The sequence below is a fragment of the Streptomyces sp. NPDC001852 genome, assembly GCF_042891825.1.
Lineage (GTDB): Bacteria > Actinomycetota > Actinomycetes > Streptomycetales > Streptomycetaceae > Streptomyces.
The window spans coordinates 1-20,381 of sequence record NZ_JBIATN010000041.1 but is presented as its reverse complement, the minus strand read 5'-3'; the positions used below and the strand labels follow the sequence as shown (position 1 = coordinate 20,381).

The following is a 20,381-nucleotide window of genomic DNA, read 5'->3' as shown; positions in this document are numbered from 1 at the left end:
GCGCGGTCACCGAGCGTGCTGAAGGGTGAAGCGCCCTGGGTGTCACGGCAGTTGCCAGGATGATGATCCGGAAAAGTTGGTGCTCGAGCGGCGGGTGGGGCAAGCAAGTACGGCGATCTCTCGTACAGTTTCCGCCGTGGGATCTCTGCGCAATCCGGTCGGGCCGCTTCCCTCCTCCATCTACTGGCGAAGGAGGGTCGTACTGCTGTCGGTGGTCGCGGTGTTGGCGCTGCTGATCGCGTGGATCGCCACCGCCGGCGGCGGGGGCGGCAAGAAGAGCGCCGGCGGGTCCAACGGCAAGAATCCCGCGCACACCATCACACCGGGGCCCTCCTCGTCCGGGCCCGCGATCAGCCAACACCCGGGCGGGCGCGGCGATTCGGGTGGCGACTCCAGCGGGGGCGATTCCGGTTCCGGTGGCGGCAGCGGCTCCGACGCCGGCTCAGCCGGATCCTCCGGTTCCGGCGGTGGCTCGGGTGCGGCGTCCGGAGGTGGCAGTGTCGGTACGGGCGACACGCTCCCGGCGTCCTCCTCGCTGCCCGACTGCACCTCCTCCGCGGTGACACTGAGCCTGCGCAGCCTGCACAACTCCTACTCTCCGGACCAGACGCCGACCTTCGAACTCACCGCGAAGAACGGCTCGTCCGCCGACTGCAAGGTCGATCTCGGGCCGAAGAGCGCGGTGTTGACCATCACGCCGGCCGACGGGAACGACACGTTCTGGTCGTCGGCCGACTGCCCCCAGGGCGCGGGCAGCCTGATGTTCCGGGTGCCGGCGGGGCAGAGCATCACGTACACCGTGAAGTGGGACCGCAAGCCGAGCGCTCCGCAGTGCGCGACGCCCGCCGCGGGGTCGGCGAAGTTCGGGACGTATCTGCTGGAGGCGAAGGCACCGGGGTTCGGGAAGCTGCAGGCGTCGTTCGTGCTGTCGGCCGACTGAGCGGACCAAGGGGCGGGGCGGCGCGGTTCGCGTTCGGCTGCGCAACCACAACGGACCCGCAGCCGCCGAGCAGCACACGCCCCCGAGCCATCGGACGCCCGGCTAAAACCTAGACGTACCGCTCCAAGATGGAGGACTCGGCCAAACGCGACAAACCTTCCCGCACGCTCCTCGCCCGTGCCTCGCCCACGCCGTCCACGGTCTGCAGGTCGTCCACGCTCGCGGCGAGCAGCTTCTGCAGGCCGCCGAAGTGTTCCACCAGCCGGTCGATGATCGCGCCCGGGAGGCGCGGAACCTTGGCCAGCAGCCGGAAGCCCCGCGGGGACACCGCGGAGTCGAGGGTCTCCGGCGAACCCGTGTAGCCCAGTGCCCGCGCCACCGTGCCGAGTTCGAGCAGCTCCGCGTGGGTCAGCGCGTCCAGCTCGGACAGCGCCTCCTCGACCGTGCGGGAACGCTTCGCCGTCGGCTCGGGGACATAGTCCCGGACGACCAGCTCACGGTCGGGCTCGACCCCGGCGATCAACTCCTCCAGCTGGAGCGCGAGAAGACGGCCGTCCGTGCCCAGTTCGACCACGTATTCTGCGATTTCGGTGGCGATGCGCCGGACCATCTCCAGACGCTGCGCGACGGCGGACACGTCCCGCACCGTCACCAGGTCCTCGATCTCCAGTGCCGAGAGCGTGCCGGCCACCTCGTCCAGGCGCAGCTTGTACCGCTCCAGCGTGGCCAGCGCCTGGTTCGCGCGGGACAGGATCGCCGCCGAGTCCTCCAGGACGCGCCGCTGACCGTCGACGTACAGGGCGATCAGCCGCATCGACTGGGAGACGGAGACCACGGGGAAGCCGACCTGCTTGCTGACCCGGTCCGCCGTACGGTGCCGCGTGCCCGTCTCCTCCGTGGGGATGGTCGGGTCCGGTACCAGCTGCACGCCCGCGCGCAGGATCTTCGACAGGTCCGACGACAGCACGATGCCGCCGTCCAGCTTGCACAGCTCCCGCAGCCGGGTCGCGGTGAACTCCACGTCCAGTACGAACCCGCCCGTGCACATCGCCTCGACCGTCTTGTCGGAGCCCAGCACGATCAGCCCGCCGGTGTTGCCGCGCAGCACGCGCTCGAGGCCGTCCCGCAGGGCCGTACCGGGAGCCACCGCGCTCAGCGAGGCGCGCATCAGGCCATCGGAACCGGCACTCCCACCGGACTTTCCGGGAGCTGCTGCCCGGTCGTTGGCTGCCACTGCACTCCTCCGGTCGCAGGTTCTGACGCGCCCCCGTAACCCGCACTCGGTTCGTACGGACGGGCGAGACCAGGGCAAAGTCTACCGGCGGTCCTCCGCCTCCCGTGGGGCCTCTCGGCGACGGGAGCGCGGCAGCACCCGCAGTGCGTCCCCCATGTCGGCGACTTCCAGCACCTTCATACCGGCCGGCACCTTGCCGGGATCGGTCGGTACCAGCGCGTGCGTGAAGCCCAGCCGGTGCGCCTCGGCGAGCCTGCGCTGCACGCCCGTGACCCGTCTCACCTCGCCCGCGAGGCCCACCTCGCCGATCGCGACCAGGTTCTTCGGCAGCGGGGTGTCGCTGGCGGCGGAGGCCAGCGCGAGGGCGATGGCGAGGTCGGCGGCCGGCTCCGACAGCTTCACCCCGCCGACCGTCGCGGAGTAGATGTCCCGCTTGCCGAGCGCGCTGATCCGGCCGCGCTGCTCCAGGACGGCCAGCATCATCGACACGCGCGAGGTCTCCAGGCCCGAGGTCGTACGCCGCGGGGAGGGGATCTGGGAGTCCACCGTCAGCGCCTGTACCTCGGCCACCAGCGGGCGGCGGCCCTCCAGGGTGACGGTGAGGCAGGTGCCGGGGACCGGTTCGTCGCGACGGGTCAGGAAGAGTCCGCTGGGGTCCGCAAGGCCCGTGATGCCCTCGTCGTGCAGCTCGAAGCAGCCGACCTCGTCCGTGGCGCCGTAGCGGTTCTTCACGCCGCGCACCAGGCGCAGGCGCGCGTGCCGGTCGCCCTCGAAGTGCAGGACGACGTCCACCAGGTGCTCCAGCAGGCGGGGGCCCGCGATCGCGCCGTCCTTCGTGACGTGGCCCACGAGGAGCGTGGACATCCCGCGCTCCTTGGAGGCGCGGATGAGCGCGCCCGCGACCTCCCTCACCTGGGCCATTCCGCCGGGCGCGCCGTCGATCTCCGGAGAGGCGACCGTCTGGACCGAGTCGAGGATCAGCAGGGACGGCTTGATCTCGTCCAAGTGACCGAGGACAGCGGACAGGTCGGTCTCGGCGGCGAGATAGAGGTGGTCGTCGAGGGCGCCGATACGGTCGGCGCGCAGCCGCACCTGGCTCGCCGACTCCTCACCCGTCACATAGAGCGTGCGGTGCTCGTCGCTCGCGGACTTGGCGGCCACGTCCAGCAGCAGGGTGGACTTGCCGACCCCGGGCTCGCCCGCGAGCAGCACGACCGCGCCGGGGACGAGTCCGCCGCCGAGCACCCGGTCCAGCTCCGGCACGCCGGTCGTGCGGGCGGTGGCCTGGCGGCCGTCGACCTGGCCGATCGGCAGCGCAGAGGTGGTGACCCGGCCGGGCGCCGTCGTACGGACCGCGGGCGCGCCGTACTCCTCGACCGTGCCCCATGCCTGGCACTCGGGGCAGCGGCCGAGCCACTTGGCCGTCTGCCAGCCGCACTCGGTGCAGCGGTAGGACGGGCGGTCCTTGGTGGTCTTGGTACGGGCAGCCATGCGGAAACCGTAGCCCGCGGCACTGACAACGGGTCCCCGGGCCGCCGACGGGTGAACCGGTATCGGCCACCACCCGCCGGGTTCGAGCCACGGAACAAAGGGTTCCTGTCCCCTTATGAGGGATCGTTTCACCCGTACGGATTAAAAGTGCTCAAGCTTCAAGAAGGGGCACTCCGCAGCCGCCTACGGTCGCACGGGTGATGAGCAGTAGTACGGAGACGACCACCCGCAGCCCCGGCGCGCACGGGGCGCGCAGCGAGGCACGTGAAGCACGAGCGGCGCGGGAGGGGCGCGAAGCAGGAGAGGCCCGAGAGGTGCGGGAGGGGCGCGACCGTGCCGCCGCGCGCACCCTCGCCCAGCGGCCGCCGGCGCGCTACGAACCGTACCTGGACGGGCTGTTCACCTACTGTCTGTCGGTGCTGTGCGACCACGACGCGGCCACCGCCGCCCTCGGCGACGTCCTCGCCCTGGCCGAGCGGCGCGGACACCGCGCCCCGGAGGCCGCAAGCGACCGCAGGGCGTGGCTGTACGCGCTGGCCCGCTGGGCGTGCCTGCGCAAGCTGGCCGAGGCCAAGCAGAAACGTCAGGCCACCCACGCGGCGGGCCGCTCCAAGGCCGCGAGTGACATGCCCGAACCGTCCGTCTCCCCGCAGACCCGGGAACAGCGGCGCCGCGAACTGGCCCTGCTGGCCTGGCCGGAGGCCGCCGGTACGACCCCCGAGCAGCGCGAGGCGCTGGAGCTGGCCGTCCGCCACCACCTGGCCGCGCACGAGGTCGCCGCCGTCCTCGGCATGACACCGGAGTCCGCGCGCGAACTGCTCGCCTCCGCCGCCTGCGAGGTCGAACGCACCCGCGCGGCCCTCGCCGTGGTCGAGACCGGCGGCTGCCCCAGCGTGGCCCACCTCACAGGGGACAGCGGGCTGGTCCTCAGCACGGCCCTGCGCCGCGAACTGGTCCGGCACGTGGACGACTGCCCGCGATGTCGCCGCACCGCCGAGCGCGCCGTGCCCGGCCGCTGGCCGGGCGCCACGGTCACCCCCGCCGAACTGCCTGTCCTGGAGGCTCCCCGCGCGGCCCTCCACATGGCCCTGACCCACCACCCACGCGCGCGTGGCGCGGCGGCACCCCGCTTCGACCGGCGCGGCTTCCCGATGGACCCGAAGGACCGCGCGGCCCGCCGCGACCGGCTACGCGCGCGTGCCGTGACGACGACGGTCGTCGCCACGGTGGTGGCCGCCCCCGTCCTGGCCCTGTGGGCCGCCTATCGGGGCGCGCCGACGGCCGACGGCGAAGCCCCCTCCGCCACCGCGCGCGAGGCCCAGGGCCCCGACTCCCTCGGCAGCGACACGGCCGGCGGCTACGAGAACGCCGGGAACGCGAGCCTGAAGCCCGGCGCCCACATCGGCGAGGACGGCAAGGCCGACGTCTCCGTGGAGGTCGTCAGCGTGACCGGAGCGGGCCACAAGGGTGCCGGCCGGCTCGACGTCAGCGCGGCGAACGACGGCGACACCACCCTGATCACCCTCGCCTCCTCCGGCTCCTCCCCGGTCCGCTGGTCCGCCTCCACCTCCGCGCCCTGGCTGTACCTGAGCCAGTCCACGGGAACCCTGGACCCGGGCCGGACGTTGACGATCAAGGTGTACGTGGACCACCTCCGCGAGCCCTCCGGCCACTGGGACGCACAGGTGGCGATCTCCCCGGCCGGCGCGGTGGTCACCATCGACGGCTACGGCACGGCCCCCACCCGCCGCCCCACACCGCCGCCGACCTCCGTCAGCCCGACTCCCACCCCGCCTACCACACCCCCCAGCGACCCCCCTTCCACCCCACCGACCCCTCCCACCACCCCGCCCTCCACCCCCACCGACCCCACCTCACCGCCGGACTCCCCGACCCCGACGCCGACACCGTCGGCCGGCGACACAGCCGGCCCGTCCGGTGGGTAGGGGTGGGACCCGGGAGTGGGTGGGGGAGCGGGGCAGTCGGCACCTTGTCCGGGCAGGGGCGATCTGTTCCCGGGTTGGTTCCCGGGTTGGCGAGAACGCCGCAGTTCAGACGCGTCCGTGCCGGAGGGAAGGCCGGCGGCGGAACTCAGGAGGAACGCCGTCCCGCCGGAGTCACGCGGTCGGGTCGGCCGGGTGGGGCGCGACCACCGGCAGCTGGGACGCCAGTCGCTGTTCGCAGAGCTCGGCCAGACGGTCGTAGCCGGCCTTGCCCATCAGCTCGGTCAGCTCCGCCCGGTAGGAGACGTACACCGGCTCGCCCGCGCCGTGTGCGGAGGTCGCCGAGGTGCACCACCAGTGCAGGTCGTGCCCGCCCGGACCCCAGCCCCGGCGGTCGTACTCGCCGATCGACACCTGGAGGACCCGCGTGTCGTCAGGGCGGTCGATCCAGTCGTACGTCCGCCGGATCGGCAGCTGCCAGCACACGTCCGGCTTGGTCTCCAGCGGCTCCCGGCCCTCCCGCAGCGCGAGGATGTGGAGGGAGCAGCCCGCCCCGCCCGCGAACCCCGGGCGGTTCTGGAAGATGCACGAGCCCTGGAACGGGCGGGTCTGGCGGGAGCCCTCCTCGTCCTTGGAGACCCAGCCGTCGCGGGTGCCCTCGGCGTGGTGCTGCCAGATCTCCGGCGTGAGCCGTGCCACATGCTCGGCGACCCGCTTCTCGTCGTCCTCGTCCGAGAAGTGCGCGCCCAGCGAGCAGCACCCGTCGTCCGCGCGGCCCGCCTGGATGCCCTGGCAGCCGCTGCCGAAGATGCAGTTCCAGCGAGAGGTCAGCCATGTCAGATCGCAGCGGAAGACCTGCTCGTCGTCCGCGGGATCAGGAAACTCCACCCAGGCGCGCGCGAAGTCGAGCCCCTTCTCGTCGCTCACCTGCGGGGCCTTCTTCGACTTCGTGGACTTCTCGGACACGGACGACGCCTTCGCCTGCACAGAATCCTTCGATCCCTTGGAGGATTTGTGGTCCTTCGCCTTTTTCGTCTTCGGCACCCGTCCAGGGTAAATGGCCGAGGGCCGCTCCGGGGACCGTCGGCGGGCGATCTGGCAGTAGCGTTCCGTATATGAGACTCGGTGTCCTGGACGTGGGTTCGAACACGGTGCATCTGCTGGTGGTGGACGCCCACCCCGGCGCGCGCCCGCTGCCCGCGCATTCGCACAAGGCCGAACTGCGGCTCGCCCAACTGCTCGACGACAGCGGCGCCATCGACGACGCCGGCATCCACCGGCTCGTCGCGGTCGTACAGGACGCTCTCCAGGCCGCCGAGGACAAGGGCGTCGAGGACCTGGTGCCGTTCGCGACCTCCGCCGTCCGGGAGGCCACCAACGCCGACGACGTCCTCACGCGCGTGGAGGAGGAGACCGGCGTACGACTCCAGGTCCTCACCGGCGAGGAGGAGGCCCGCCTGACCTTCCTCGCCGTCCGCCGCTGGTTCGGCTGGTCCGCAGGAAAGCTGCTGGTCCTGGACATCGGCGGCGGCTCGCTGGAGATCGCCTCCGGCATAGACGAGGAGCCGGACACCGCCGTCTCGCTGCCGCTCGGCGCCGGCCGGCTCACCGCGGGCTGGCTGCCCGGCGACCCGCCCACTCCCGAGGCCGTGCGCGCCCTGCGCCGCCACGTCCGTACCGAGATCGCCCGCACGGTCGGCGAATTCAGCCGCTCCGGGGCCCCCGACCACGTGGTCGCCACGTCCAAGACCTTCAAGCAGCTCGCCCGCATCGCCGGCGCCGCCCGCAGCGCCGACGGCCTCTACGTCCAGCGGGAACTCAAGCGCGAGTCCCTGGAGGCCTGGGTCCCGCGCCTGGCCGGCATGACGGTCGAGCAGCGCGCCGAGCTCCCCGGCGTCTCCGACGGCCGCGCCGGCCAGCTGCTCGCCGGCGCCCTGGTGGCCGAGGGCGCGATGGACCTGTTCGGGGTGGAGAACCTGGAGATCTGCCCGTGGGCCCTGAGGGAAGGCGTGATCTTGCGGCGCCTTGATCACATGGGTTCGGATTAGAAGCCCGAAGGGGCACGGGGAACGGCGCGAGAAGCGACCACTCAGCCGCAGCCGCCCGAATGGCAAACATCACAACGGCGAATAGGCACCCAACACCCTCACCACCCAACGCCGTAAGGTGACGCACGTGGCTGAACCAACGGACGCGGACGTGCCCATCGCGCTGTCGACGGCCTCCGTATACCCGGAGTCCACCGCGACGGCCTTCGAGATCGCCGCACGCCTGGGCTACGACGGCGTCGAGGTCATGGTGTGGACCGACCCGGTCAGCCAGGACATCGAGGCGCTGCGCCGGCTGTCGGACTACCACGGCATCCCGGTCCTGGCCGTCCACGCCCCCTGTCTGCTGATCACCCAGCGGGTCTGGTCCACGGACCCGTGGGTCAAGCTGCAGCGGGCCCGGGCCGCCGCCGAGAAGCTGGGTGCCTCCACGGTCGTCGTCCACCCGCCCTTCCGCTGGCAGCGGCAGTACGCGCGCGACTTCGTCGACGGGATCTGGCGGATGGCCGACGAGACGGACGTACGGTTCGCCGTCGAGAACATGTACCCGTGGCGCTACCGCGACCGCGAGATGCTCGCCTATGCCCCGGACTGGGACGTCACCCAGCACGACTACCGGCACTTCACGATCGATCTCAGCCACACGGCGACGGCCCGTGCGGACGCCCTGGAGATGATCGACCGCATGGGCGACCGCCTCGGTCATGTGCACCTCGCCGACGGCCGGGGCTCGGCCAAGGACGAGCACCTGGTGCCCGGCCGCGGCACCCAGCCCTGCGCCGAGCTGCTGGAACACCTGACCCTCTCCGGGTTCGACGGCCATGTCGTCATCGAGGTCAACACCCGCCGGGCGATGTCCAGCGCCGAGCGCGAGGCCGACCTCGCCGAGGCCCTGGCCTTCACCCGCAAGCACCTGGCGTCGGCGGTACGGGTGCCTCGGCGATGAGGAGGCCGCGCGCGATGAGTGAGATTCCGGCGACGAGCGACAACCCGGCCGCGCACGAGCCTCCGGCCGCCGACGAGCCTCCGGCCGCGAAGGAGCCTTCTGCACGGGTGGGTTCCGGCGGTGAACCGGGCGCGCGCAGAAGAGGCCGCCCCCCGCGGGCCGAGTCCGGGGACACCCGTGACCGCATCCTCTCCGCGGCCCGCGCGGAGTTCTCCGAGCGTGGGTACGAGAAGACGTCCGTGCGCGGTATCGCCAAGGCGGCCGGTGTGGACTCGGCGCTGGTCCACCACTACTTCGGGACCAAGGAGCAGGTCTTCGAGGCGGCGATCGCGGTGGCGTTCGCGCCCGCGCTGAACGCGCCCGACGCGGTGGCCGCCGGCCCCCTGGACGGGGTGGGGGAACGGCTGACCCGTTTCATCTTCGGCGTCTGGGAGAACCCCACGACCCGGACCCCGCTCCTCGCGATCGTCCGGTCGGCCGTGAACAACGAGACCGCCGCCGCCGTCTTCCGCCGTCTCGTCGCCTCCCAGCTGCTGCGCCGCATCGCCTCCCAGCTGGACCGGCCCGACGCCGAACTGCGCGCAGAGCTGGCCGCCGCACAGCTGGTGGGTGCGGCGATGATGCGGTACGTCGTCAAGCTGGAGCCGCTGGCCTCCGCCGACCTGGAGCAGATCATCGCGCGCGTGGCCCCGGTCGTACAGCACCATCTGACCAGCGCCTGAGCCGCCCGCCGGGGACGCGTACCGGCGAGACGGCCGTCCCGCATTCCGGACAACCGTGTCCAGCCCTTGGAGCACCGGCGTACGCTCGGAGACAACCAGAACTGTCTGGCAGATCTTCGAAGGAGCGAGCGACGATGCCCGAGCTGAGGTCCCGCACAGTCACCCACGGCCGCAACATGGCGGGCGCCCGCGCCCTTATGCGCGCCTCCGGTGTACCGGGTGCGGACATCGGCCGGAAGCCGATCATCGCGGTCGCGAACTCCTTCACCGAGTTCGTGCCGGGCCACACCCATCTGCAGCCGGTCGGCCGGATCGTCAGCGAGGCGATCACGGAGGCGGGCGGCATCCCGCGCGAGTTCAACACGATCGCCGTCGACGACGGCATCGCGATGGGCCACGGCGGCATGCTGTACTCCCTGCCCTCCCGCGACCTGATCGCGGACTCGGTGGAGTACATGGTCGAGGCCCACTGCGCCGACGCCCTGGTCTGCATCTCCAACTGCGACAAGATCACCCCGGGCATGCTGCTGGCGGCGCTGCGCCTGAACATCCCGACGGTCTTCGTCTCCGGCGGCCCGATGGAGTCCGGCCGCGCCACCCTCGTCGACGGCACGGTCCGCACGCTCGACCTGGTCGACGCGATCTCCGACGCCGTCAACGACAAGATCTCGGACGAGGACATCCTCCGGATCGAGGAGAACGCCTGCCCGACCTGCGGCAGCTGTTCCGGCATGTTCACCGCCAACTCGATGAACTGCCTGACCGAGGCGATCGGCCTGTCCCTCCCCGGCAACGGCTCGGTCCTCGCCACCCACACCGCGCGCAAGCGGCTCTACGTCGACGCCGCCCGCACGGTCATGGACCTCACCCGCCGCTACTACGAGCAGGACGACGACTCGGTCCTGCCGCTCAACATCGCCACCTTCCAGGCCTTCGAGAACGCCATGGCCCTGGACATCGCGATGGGCGGCTCCACCAACACGATCCTGCACCTGCTGGCCGCCGCCCAGGAGGCCGGCGTCCCGTTCGGCCTGGAGCAGATCGACGCCGTCTCCCGCCGCGTCCCCTGCCTCGCCAAGGTCGCCCCGAACGTCGCGAAGAACCGCACGTACTACATGGAGGACGTGCACCGCGCCGGCGGCATCCCCGCCCTGCTCGGCGAGCTCCACCGCGCGGGTCTGCTCAACGAGGACGTCCACGCCGTCCACAGCCCGTCCCTGGCCGACTGGCTGAAGACCTGGGACGTCCGGGGCGGCTCGCCCTCGCAGGAGGCGGTGGAGCTGTGGCACGCGGCACCCGGCTGCGTCCGCTCCGCCGAGGCCTTCTCCCAGTCCGAGCGCTGGGAGGCCCTGGACGAGGACGCGGAGGGCGGCTGCATCCGCTCGGTCGAGCACGCGTACTCCAAGGACGGCGGCCTGGCGGTCCTCAAGGGCAACCTGGCAGTCGACGGCTGTGTGGTGAAGACGGCCGGCGTGGACGAGTCGATCTGGACCTTCGAGGGCCCCGCGGTCGTCTGCGAGTCCCAGGAGGAGGCCGTCCAGCGCATCCTCACCCACGAGGTCAAGGACGGCGACGTCGTCGTCATCCGCTACGAGGGCCCCAAGGGCGGCCCCGGCATGCAGGAGATGCTCTACCCGACCTCGTACCTGAAGGGCCGCGGCCTGGGCAAGACCTGTGCCCTGATCACCGACGGCCGCTTCTCCGGCGGCACCTCGGGCCTGTCCATCGGCCACGCCTCCCCCGAGGCGGCCTCCGGCGGCACCATCGCCCTGGTCCAGGACGGCGACCGCATCCGCATCGACATCCCGAACCGCACGATCGAGCTCCTGGTCGACGAGGCCGAACTCGCCCGCCGCGAGCAGGCCCTGAACGGCGTCTACGCCCCGAAGAACCGCGACCGCAAGGTCTCGGCGGCGCTGAGGGCCTACGCCGCGATGGCCACCAGCGCCGACAAGGGCGCGGTGCGGGACGTGACCAAGCTGGGCTGAGCAGCCGTACGACCCCAGGGGCCGCCTCCGGTGGGGGCGGCCCCTGTACGTGTCACCAGTCCGCCGGATCGCGTGCGGCCACGGCGAAGACGGTGCCGTCGGGGGCGGCGGCGTAGACGTGGCCGTCCACGACCAAGGGGGCCGGCAGTTCGGCGGTCACCTCGCCCGCGTCGGCGCCGAGCCGCGGCGGAGTCTGCCCCACGAGCCGTCCGTCGCGTGCGTCGACGGCCAGCAGGCGCCCGTCGGCAGCGGTGAAGTAGACGTGCGCACCGTCGCCGACCGGGGCCGAACCACGGCTGACGGACGTTTCCAGGTGCCACAGCCGCTTGCCGGCGTCCAGGCCGACGGCCTCCAGCGAGCCGCCTGCGGCCAGCAGGTACACCGTGTCGCCATGCGCGGTGGCCTGCGGCGACACACGTGGGACCGGCAGCACCACCCGGCGCGACGACTTCGAGGCCGGCGTGTAGCGGACAACGGCGTTCGCGGCCGAGGTCTTGTCGAGGGACAGGAAGAACAGGGAACCGCCCTGGCTGCCGACGGGCTTCAGCATGCCGTCCAGCGATGCCTCCCAGCGCACCGCACCCGTGGCCGGATCCACCGCGGCCACGTGCGTGTGCCCCCCGTCCAGGGACGAGGTGGTCGCGTACGCCAGCGGATCCCCGGCGAAGGAAGCGAGGGACGGCGCGCTGTAGCCGGGGAGGCGCCGGTGCCATGTCGTACGGCCCGTCCTGCCGTCCACGCCGGTGACCGTCCCGTCGGCACCCGTGATCAGGACCGTGCCGCCCGCGTGCCGGACCGACGTGCCGTGGCGCAGCCGCCGCTGCCACACCTCGTCGCCGGAGCGGGGGTCGCGTGCCGTCAGCAGGGAGCCGCCGTCCGTGCAGAACTGCACGAGAGAGTCCGCCGGAACCGGCGGCCCGCACGCGGGTCCGGCGGGAGCGGAGCGGTGCCACAGGAGCTTTCCGCCGGCAGGGGAGAGCGCGAAGACGGCCCCGGTCCGTGCGCAGAACACCGTCCCCGCCCCGTACGAGCACTGCGGCATCCCCGAGGCCTCGGGCGCCGGCTCGGCCCGCCAGGAGCTGAACGCGGCCGCCCTGGTGTGCGGGCTCGTGCCGACCGGAGTACGGCCGCCACCCCCGATCATCTGGACCGAGGCCAACGCTGCGGCCACGGCGAGCCCGAGCGCCCCGGCGCCCATCGCCACCCTCCTGCCGACGCGCCTCCTGACCGCCGGCCCCGGCTGCTCCTCGGCAGCCGGCCGAAGCTCCGCCGGTCCGTCGCCGCCCGTACGCTGAGCCGGTATGAAGGCCTGCGTGTCGTACGAGGCCGCCACCGACCGCAGCTCCCGCATCAGCTCGTCCGGCGTCGGCCGGTCCTCGGGCTCCTTGGCCAGACAGCGCAGCACCAGCGGCGCGAGACCCTCCGGCACCCCGGTCAGGTCGGGCTCGTCGTGCACGACCTGATACGCGACGACGTACGGGCTGTCGGAGTCGAACGGCCCGCGCCCGGTCGCCGCGTGCACCATCACCGACCCCAGCGCGAAGACGTCCGCCGCAGGGCCCACCTCCCGCGGCCGCCGGAACTGCTCCGGCGCCATGAAGGGCGGCGTGCCGATCAACTTCCCGGTCTCGGTGCGCAGTTCGCTGTCCTTCGGCCGGGAGATCCCGAAGTCGATGACCTTCGGCCCGTCCTCGGCCAGGAGCACGTTGCTCGGCTTCAGGTCCCGGTGCACGACGCCGACCCGATGGATGTCGCGCAACGCCTCGGCGAGCCCGGCCATGAGCCGCCGCACCTGCGCGGCCGGCATCGGACCGTTCCGCTTGACGTGCTCGGAGAGAGTGGGTCCGGGAATGAACAGCGTGGCCATCCACGGCCGTTCGGCCTCCGGATCGGCGTCCACGACCGGCGCGGTGAAGGCACCGCTCACCCTCCGCGCGGCGGCCACCTCCTGCCGGAAACGGCCCCTGAACTCGGGATCCCTGGCGAACTCGGCGTGTACGACCTTCACCGCGAGCTTCATCCCGGAGGTGCTGCGCGCCAGGTGGACGACACCCATGCCACCCGAACCCAGGCGTTCCTCCAGGCGATAGTGACCGGCGTACTCCGGAAGTTCCGCTTCCGCGCCCGCTCCCGTGTTCCTGCGTGGCGCCATGCGACCACCCCCGTGCTGTTCGTCCGCGCGCGCGACGCACGGAGCCTAGTCGATGACTCGTGCGACACGGAGGCGGCTTGCTAGCCTGCGCGCGAGTCGCGCACGCACGCGCCGCGACTCGACAACGGGGATCACTGACACCCATGGCGACCATGGGCTCAACGGGGAGGTTTCACATGGCTGTCGACCATGCCGAAGAGGCCGGGGCCGGTGCCGGAGACGATGCGATGACGGCGCAGGCGACCATACGCACCTACGCGGTCGCGCCCGGCGTCCGCCTGAACGTCCGCAGTGGCCCGGGCACCAACTACGGGATCGTGCGCGTCCTGCCCGAGGGCATGCGCGTCCCGATCTACTGCCAGGCTCCGGGCACGACCGTCTCGGGCCCCTACGGCACGACGGACATCTGGGACAACATCGACAACGGCGAGTACGTCTCCGACGCCTACGTCCAGACCGGCAGCGACGGCTACATCGCCTCGCGCTGCGCCTGAAGGGCCCCGTCCGGAGCCCGCCCGCGCCCGGCGCCATAATCGTTCCGTGAGCGACGAAACCGGCACCCCGGACACCCCGGCGGGCTCCCCAGACGGCGCGGTCCCGAACGGTGTCCCGAAGCCCGAGCCACTCCGCTTCTTCGGCACCACCTGGGTGAACCACGACAATGGCTACGCGGCCCGCCGCGCCGGCGTCGCCGTCGGCTCGCTCGCCGCGGCCGTCGCCTCCTGCCTGGTCCTCCGCTTCGCCTACGAGGGCATCCGGATCGCCGACACCGGCGCCTTCGTGACCGTGCTGATCATCGCCATGTTCGCGATCTGCAGCGCCCTCGCCTTCCGCAACACCTGGGAGGGCTTCGACAAGCGTCACGACCTGCAGCGCCAGGCCTCCCTGCGCGGCCTGCTCGCCATCGGCTTCGTCGGCTCCCTCCTCGCCTACTTCCTCCGCTCCCTCACCGAGGCCCCGGGCGAGAAGCTGCACCGCGAGGAGTACGACAAGGCCCGCGAGGACCACGCCCGCCGCTCCTCCCGCCGCACAGGCAACCCGTCGAAGAAGAAACGGCGGCGGTGACAGGGGCTTTTGGCGGTCGGGTGAAGAGAAGAAGGCGGCCGGTGACGCGGGCTCCCGGTGGTCAGTAGTACCGGCTCATGATCGCCGTGGCCCAGTCCGGCTGGCGGGTCGCGCCCTGCGGTCCGAACTCCGTCATGTACGGCTTGATGTCCAGCACCGGAGTCCCGTCCACCGCGTCCAGCCCCTCGACGTGCACCTCCAGCCCGTCGACCCCCAGCACACGGCAGCGCGAGACGCCGATCCGGTTGGGCCGGTTCTTGCCGCGCTGGGCGAAGATCCCGACCTTCGGCCAGTCGGCATTGCCGCGCGGATGCCGGGCCCCGGTCTCGATCCTCTCCTCCGGAACCCGGTCGAAGTGGTAGACGACCTCCAGGTGGGAGAAGTCCTCCAGCCCGGCCAGGGCCTCCGCCGAGAACCGGGCACCGTCGATCCGGATCACGGCACGGACCTCACCCCACTCGTCGTCCCGCACCTCCGTCCGCCCACCGACGACCCACCCGACCGGCCGCACCACCGCATCCCCGACTTCCCCACCCTGCCCGGACACGTAGGCCCCCTTTCCAACTCACCGGCATCACAAGCAACTTGCCCCACGCTATCCGCACACGTCGGCCGCCATGCCCCGCCACCCCCCACCCCCCGCCTCACACCCCCGCAGCCCCCATCGGCCCGCCGCCACAACCCCATCCACCCCGTCCCCGCCTCGAAAACCCGCTGTCGTCACCTCCCCGTGGCCCCCACCATGGCCGTATGACCGTGACGCAACCGCCCCAGCCCCCGCCCTCGCCCACGACGCGCGCGCACTCCTTCAACGTCGCCGCCGCCCAGTACGCCGCGAACCGCCCGTCCTACCCGCCCGCCCTCTTCGACGCCGTCGAGGAACTGGCCGGCCGGTCGCTGTCCGGTGCCAGGGTCGTGGACGTCGGGGCCGGTACCGGCATCGCGACCGCCCTCCTGCAGGCCCGCGGCGCCGACGTGCTCGCCGTCGAGCCCGGTGAGGGCATGGCCGCCGAGTTCCGCCGCGGGCTGCCGCAGCTCCCGATCGTCCGCGGCAACGGCGACGCCCTCCCCATCGCCGACGCGTACGCCGACTTCGTGACCTACGCCCAGGCCTGGCACTGGACCGACACCGCCCGCTCGGTACCGGAGGCGCTGCGGGTGCTGCGGCCGGGCGGTGCGCTCGCGGTGTGGTGGAACACCGACGCGCTCGACGTCGACTGGATCGCCGAGGCCGCCGACCGCACCGGCCGCTTCCTCGGCGTGGACATCGCCGCCGAGAAGCGCAAGGCCGGCGAGCGCACGGACCTGGCCGACCCCAGCGGGCGCCTGGACTTCACCCGCCGCGACGTCCGCTGGAGCCGTCGCGTCACGATCGACACCCACCTCGCGAACATCGGCAGCCACTCGGCGTTCCTCCTCACCCCCGAGGACCGCAGGAGCGCCTTCCTGGAGCAGGAGCGCGCCCACCTGCTGAAGGTCTTCCCGGACGGCGTCGTCGAGGAGACCTACGACGTCCTTCTGCTCGTCGCCACCAGGCCCTGATCGGCGAAGAAGCGCCCTTCCGAGCGGCGGCCGGGTTCGTCCCGGCCGCCGCTTGCGCATGTGTGCCCGGCCGGGACCTTGACGCGCAGGCTCTCCGGGCAGATTATTCATCGCATGATGAATTACGTCCCGGACCCGCCACCCCAGCCCGTCACCGCAGCCGTCCAAGCCCACGACCTCACCGTCGTCCGCGGCCCCCGCACCGTCCTCCACCACCTCCACTTCTCGGTACCCCGCGGCCAGGTCACCGGCCTGCTCGGCCCTTCCGGGTGCGGCAAATCGACCCTCATGCGCTCGATCGTGGGCACCCAGGCCAAGGTCACCGGCACCCTCCAGGTCCTCGGCCACCCGGCCGGCCACCCCGCCCTGCGCACGCGCATCGGCTATGTCACCCAGGACGCCTCCGTCTACGACGACCTGACCGTCCGCCAGAACCTGGAGTACTTCGCCGCGATCCTCGACCCCGGCCGCGCGGCCGCCGAACGCCGCCACGAACACGTCACCCGGGCCATCACCGACGTCGACCTCACCAGTCACGCCGACGCACTCGCCGGCAACCTCTCCGGCGGCCAGCGCAACCGGGTCTCACTGGCCGTGGCCCTGCTCGGCGCCCCCGAACTCCTCGTCCTGGACGAACCCACCGTCGGCCTCGACCCCGTGCTGCGCCGCGACCTGTGGAAGCTCTTCCACGACATCGCCGCCACCCGCGGCGCCACCCTCCTCGTCTCCTCCCACGTCATGGACGAGGCCGAACGCTGCCACCGCCTCCTCCTCATGCGCGACGGCGAGATCCTCGCGGACGACTCCCCGGACGCCCTGCGCACCCGCACCGGCAGCGACACCGTCGAGGCCGCCTTCCTCCACCTCGTCGACGAGGCAGCCGCGGCAGCCCGACCCAAGGAGAGCACCCGATGAGCACGACGAGCCTCACGAGCACCACCCCGGCCCCGGCCCCGACCGGCGTCATCAACGCAGGCCGCACCACCGCCACCGCCGCCCGGGTCCTGCGCCAGCTCCGCAACGACCCACGCACCATCGCACTGATGATCCTCGTCCCGTGCCTGATGCTGATCCTGCTGCGCTATGTCTTCGACGGCAGCCCCCGCACCTTCGACAACATCGGCGCATCCCTGCTCGGCATCTTCCCGCTGATCACGATGTTCCTGGTCACCTCCATCGCCACCCTGCGCGAACGCACCTCCGGCACCCTCGAACGCCTCCTCGCCATGCCCCTCGGCAAGGCCGACCTCATCGCCGGCTACGCCCTCGCCTTCGGCACGCTCGCCATCATCCAGTCAGCCCTCGCCACCGGGCTCGCCCTGTGGGTGCTCGGCCTCGACGTCACCGGCTCCCCCTGGCTGCTCCTCCTCGTCGCCCTCCTCGACGCCCTGCTCGGCACGGCCCTGGGGCTCTTCGTCTCGGCCTTCGCCGCCTCCGAGTTCCAGGCGGTCCAGTTCATGCCCGCGGTGATCTTCCCCCAGCTCCTGCTCTGCGGCCTGTTCACCGCCCGCTCGAACATGCACCCCGTCCTGGAGGCCATCTCCGACGTCCTGCCCATGTCGTACGCCGTCGACGGCATGAACCAGGTCCTGCGGCACACCGACATGACGGCCACCTTCGTACGGGACGTCCTGATCGTGGCGGGCTGCGCGCTGCTGGTGCTGGCGCTGGGAGCGGCGACCCTACGACGGCGTACCGAGTAGCAGGCACCCCGCCGGCCGGCGCAAGCGCAACCCATACCCGCCCGGTCCCCGTTCCGCCCACCGGACAACCAGCCGCCGCCCCTGACCCCGGTGCCAGACTGAACCCCATGAGCCAGAAAGTCGCAGTCCTCGGCACCGGCAAGATCGGCGAAGCCCTGCTCAGCGGAATGATCCGGGCCGGCTGGGCCCCCGCCGACCTCCTGGTCACCGCCCGCCGCCCCGAACGCGCCGAAGAACTCCGTACCCGTTACGGAGTCAGCCCGGTCACCAATGCCGAGGCCGCCAAGACCGCCGACACCCTCATCCTCACGGTCAAGCCGCAGGACATGGGCACCCTCCTGGACGAGCTCGCCCCCCACGTCCCCGCCGACCGTCTGATCATCAGCGGCGCCGCAGGCATCCCCACCTCCTTCTTCGAGGAGCGCCTGGCCGCAGGCACCCCGGTCGTCCGCGTCATGACCAACACCCCCGCCCTGGTCGACGAGGCCATGTCGGTCATCTCCGCCGGCAGTCACGCCACCGAGGAACACCTCGCGCACGCCGAGGAGATCTTCGGTGCCGTCGGCAAGACACTCCGCGTCCCCGAGACCCAGCAGGACGCGTGCACCGCCCTGTCCGGCTCCGGCCCCGCGTACTTCTTCTACCTGGTCGAGGCCATGACCGACGCCGGCATCCTGCTCGGCCTGCCCCGCGACAAGGCCCACGACCTCATCGTCCAGTCCGCCATCGGCGCCGCCGTGATGCTCCGCGACAGCGGAGAACACCCCGTCAAGCTCCGCGAGAACGTCACCTCCCCGGCCGGTACGACGATCAACGCCATCCGCGAACTGGAGAACCACGGCGTACGAGCCGCCCTCATCGCCGCCCTCGAAGCCGCCCGCGACCGCAGCCGCGAACTCGCCTCCGGCAAGAAGGACTGACCCGGCGCCGGGGGCGTCGGCTCACCCGCAGCCGCCCGCCCCCGTAGGCCCGAGCGCAAGCCCGAGCCCGCCCGGCAAGCCCTGACCGTCCTATCGGCCGGCCGCGCTCAACGCCGTCTCGAAGACCGGCGGCAAGAGCCCGATCGCCCGATAGGCCGCATCGACGGTAGGCCGGGCCATCGCCCTCGCCTTCTCCGCACCATCCCGCAGCACCCCCTCCACATAGGCAGGATCGGCGCACAGTTCCCTGTGCCTGGCCTGCACGGGCCCGAGGACCTCCACCACCGCCTCCGCGGTGTCCTTCTTCAAGGCGCCGTACGAGTGGTAAACGTCCGCCAGTGACTCAGGGTTCCCGCCCGTGCACGCAGCGAGAATCTCCAGCAGATTCGCGACCCCGGGCCGCCCCTCACGGTCGTACTCCACGTCCCGCCCGCTGTCGGTGACGGCGCGCATGACCTTCTTCCGCACGTCGTCCGGCTCGTCGAGCAGATAGACGACCCCCAGCCCCGACTCGTCCGACTTCCCCATCTTCGACGCCGGGTTCTGCAGGTTCATCACCCGCGCCGCGACCGCAGGCCGCGTCGCCTTCGGCACCACGAACGTGTGCCCGTACCGCTGGTTGAACCGCACCGCCAGATCCCGAGCCAGCTCGACGTGCTGCACCTGGTCGTCCCCGACCGGCACCTCGTCCGCGCCGTGTCCCAGGATGTCCGCCGCCATCAGCACCGGATACGTCAGCAGCGACAGCCGCACGGTCCCGCCGCGCTCCCGGACCTTCGCGGTCTTCTCCTTGTACTGGATCATCCGGCGCATCTCACCGTCGGTCGCCACGCACTCCAGCAGGTACGACAGTCTCGTGTGCTCGTCGACATGGCTCTGCAGGAACACCGTGCAGACCTCGGGATCGAGCCCGGCCGCCAGCATCAGCGTCGCCGTCTGCCGACTGAGCCTGAGCAATCGCGCCGGATCCTGGTCCACCGTCAGCGCGTGCAGATCCACGACGCAGAACACCGAGTCGGCCTGGTGCTGGTCCGTCTCCACCCACCGCCGCAGGGCTCCCAGGTAGTTGCCCAAGGTCAGGTGCCCGGTCGGCTGGATCCCACTGAAGACCCGTGTCATCTCCACTCCACCTCCTGGTCGAGACCGCCGCTCCTGCGGCCGGCCCCCGGAGTCCGGAGGAGATACGAGAACGGCCGCCGAAGCGGCGGCCGTTGGATGCATACGTGAGTACGGCCGCCGTCAGGCGGCCCACCAAAGCTGGGTACACGTACGCGTCGTCATGCCCATCAGCGTACGCCTCCGGAGTGCACCAGGGGCAAGAGTTGACACTCGCCACGCCGATCCGTAAGGTTCTCCGGGTTGTCCGACGTGAGCGCCGATCTCGGTCGGTCCCCGGACAGCCACTCCGCAAGTAGCAACCAGCAATCGACGCTCCGGCGCCGAGTGCTTTGGCGTGCGTATTTACGGAATGAGGAATCCGCGTTCGAAAGGACGCAGCCCCGATTAGCTCGGGAGTACGGAATCCGCTAAAGTCTCACTCGTCGGAACGGCCCAGCGGCCGGGAGGACAAGCCCCCTGACTGGGAGTCAGACGCCGAAAGGATCTGATAGAGTCGGAACCGCCGGAAAGGGAAACGCGAGAGCGGGAACCTGGAAAGCACCGAGGAAATCGGATCGAGAAAAGATCT

18 protein-coding genes are annotated in these 20,381 nt (G+C 71.6%); 12 read left to right on the top strand and 6 right to left on the bottom strand.

Annotation, left to right across the window (positions count from 1 at the left end):
* Positions 1–136 precede the first annotated feature (136 nt).
* On the top strand, positions 137–940 hold the full coding sequence (locus ACFYZB_RS41755) for a hypothetical protein (RefSeq protein WP_388767121.1): 804 nt from the start codon (positions 137–139) through the stop codon (positions 938–940).
* Between the two features lie 109 nt (positions 941–1,049).
* On the opposite strand, the gene disA is transcribed toward ACFYZB_RS41755, so the two are convergent.
* Both disA and radA read right to left on the bottom strand, forming a co-directional pair.
* Complete coding sequence (gene disA, locus ACFYZB_RS41750; RefSeq protein WP_067052714.1) at positions 1,050–2,174, bottom strand: DNA integrity scanning diadenylate cyclase DisA; 1,125 nt, start codon at positions 2,172–2,174, stop codon at positions 1,050–1,052.
* Between the two features lie 81 nt (positions 2,175–2,255).
* A complete protein-coding gene (gene radA, locus ACFYZB_RS41745; RefSeq protein ID WP_388767120.1) occupies positions 2,256–3,665 on the bottom strand; it encodes a DNA repair protein RadA in 1,410 nt (469 codons plus the stop codon).
* Positions 3,666–3,862: 197 nt separating this feature from the next.
* On the opposite strand from radA, the gene ACFYZB_RS41740 reads away from it, so the two are divergent.
* A complete protein-coding gene (locus ACFYZB_RS41740; protein ID WP_388767119.1) occupies positions 3,863–5,611 on the top strand; it encodes a hypothetical protein in 1,749 nt (582 codons plus the stop codon).
* A 171-nt stretch (positions 5,612–5,782) separates the two neighbouring features.
* Here the strand turns inward: ACFYZB_RS41740 and ACFYZB_RS41735 are convergent, their stop codons facing one another.
* Positions 5,783–6,574 (bottom strand): hypothetical protein, encoded by a 792-nt coding sequence (locus ACFYZB_RS41735; RefSeq protein ID WP_388767140.1) that lies wholly within the window; start codon positions 6,572–6,574, stop codon positions 5,783–5,785.
* A 149-nt stretch (positions 6,575–6,723) separates the two neighbouring features.
* Between ACFYZB_RS41735 and ACFYZB_RS41730 the strand changes: the two genes are divergently transcribed.
* The 4 genes from ACFYZB_RS41730 to ilvD all read left to right on the top strand — a co-directional run bounded on the left by ACFYZB_RS41730 (position 6,724) and on the right by ilvD (position 11,312).
* On the top strand, positions 6,724–7,656 hold the full coding sequence (locus ACFYZB_RS41730) for a Ppx/GppA phosphatase family protein (protein WP_351215943.1): 933 nt from the start codon (positions 6,724–6,726) through the stop codon (positions 7,654–7,656).
* A 118-nt stretch (positions 7,657–7,774) separates the two neighbouring features.
* Positions 7,775–8,602, top strand: coding sequence for a sugar phosphate isomerase/epimerase family protein (locus ACFYZB_RS41725; protein ID WP_388767118.1), 828 nt, complete (start codon positions 7,775–7,777; stop codon positions 8,600–8,602).
* A gap of 14 nt (positions 8,603–8,616) precedes the next feature.
* A complete protein-coding gene (locus tag ACFYZB_RS41720; RefSeq protein ID WP_388767117.1) occupies positions 8,617–9,324 on the top strand; it encodes a TetR family transcriptional regulator in 708 nt (235 codons plus the stop codon).
* Positions 9,325–9,458: 134 nt separating this feature from the next.
* The gene (gene ilvD, locus ACFYZB_RS41715) at positions 9,459–11,312 is read left to right on the top strand and encodes a dihydroxy-acid dehydratase (protein WP_388767116.1); all 1,854 of its coding nucleotides are present in this window, start codon (positions 9,459–9,461) and stop codon (positions 11,310–11,312) included.
* A gap of 52 nt (positions 11,313–11,364) precedes the next feature.
* Here the strand turns inward: ilvD and ACFYZB_RS41710 are convergent, their stop codons facing one another.
* On the bottom strand, positions 11,365–13,464 hold the full coding sequence (locus ACFYZB_RS41710) for a serine/threonine-protein kinase (RefSeq protein ID WP_388767115.1): 2,100 nt from the start codon (positions 13,462–13,464) through the stop codon (positions 11,365–11,367).
* A 176-nt stretch (positions 13,465–13,640) separates the two neighbouring features.
* Here ACFYZB_RS41710 and ACFYZB_RS41705 point away from each other — a divergent pair, with 176 nt between their 5' ends.
* Both ACFYZB_RS41705 and ACFYZB_RS41700 read left to right on the top strand, forming a co-directional pair.
* Entirely contained in the window at positions 13,641–13,958 is a 318-nt protein-coding gene (locus tag ACFYZB_RS41705; RefSeq protein ID WP_388767114.1) for an SH3 domain-containing protein, read from the top strand.
* 46 nt (positions 13,959–14,004) lie between these two features.
* A complete protein-coding gene (locus ACFYZB_RS41700; protein ID WP_388767113.1) occupies positions 14,005–14,529 on the top strand; it encodes an EamA/RhaT family transporter in 525 nt (174 codons plus the stop codon).
* A 61-nt stretch (positions 14,530–14,590) separates the two neighbouring features.
* Here ACFYZB_RS41700 and ACFYZB_RS41695 read toward each other — a convergent pair whose 3' ends face one another.
* Positions 14,591–15,076, bottom strand: a complete 486-nt coding sequence (locus tag ACFYZB_RS41695) for an SAM-dependent methyltransferase (RefSeq protein WP_388767112.1) — start codon at positions 15,074–15,076, stop codon at positions 14,591–14,593.
* Between the two features lie 203 nt (positions 15,077–15,279).
* Here ACFYZB_RS41695 and ACFYZB_RS41690 point away from each other — a divergent pair, with 203 nt between their 5' ends.
* The 4 genes from ACFYZB_RS41690 to proC all read left to right on the top strand — a co-directional run bounded on the left by ACFYZB_RS41690 (position 15,280) and on the right by proC (position 18,694).
* Positions 15,280–16,071: a class I SAM-dependent methyltransferase gene (locus ACFYZB_RS41690; protein ID WP_388767111.1), complete on the top strand. Its 792-nt coding sequence runs from the start codon at positions 15,280–15,282 to the stop codon at positions 16,069–16,071.
* A 114-nt stretch (positions 16,072–16,185) separates the two neighbouring features.
* The gene (locus ACFYZB_RS41685; RefSeq protein ID WP_388767110.1) at positions 16,186–16,986 is read left to right on the top strand and encodes an ABC transporter ATP-binding protein; all 801 of its coding nucleotides are present in this window, start codon (positions 16,186–16,188) and stop codon (positions 16,984–16,986) included.
* A complete protein-coding gene (locus ACFYZB_RS41680) occupies positions 16,983–17,774 on the top strand; it encodes an ABC transporter permease (RefSeq protein WP_388767108.1) in 792 nt (263 codons plus the stop codon). The genes ACFYZB_RS41685 and ACFYZB_RS41680 overlap by 4 nt, the downstream gene beginning before the upstream one ends.
* Positions 17,775–17,881: 107 nt before the next feature.
* Entirely contained in the window at positions 17,882–18,694 is an 813-nt protein-coding gene (proC, locus tag ACFYZB_RS41675; protein ID WP_351215921.1) for a pyrroline-5-carboxylate reductase, read from the top strand.
* A gap of 90 nt (positions 18,695–18,784) precedes the next feature.
* Here the strand turns inward: proC and trpS are convergent, their stop codons facing one another.
* Positions 18,785–19,813 (bottom strand): tryptophan--tRNA ligase, encoded by a 1,029-nt coding sequence (trpS, locus tag ACFYZB_RS41670; protein WP_388767107.1) that lies wholly within the window; start codon positions 19,811–19,813, stop codon positions 18,785–18,787.
* Positions 19,814–20,381 lie beyond the last annotated feature (568 nt).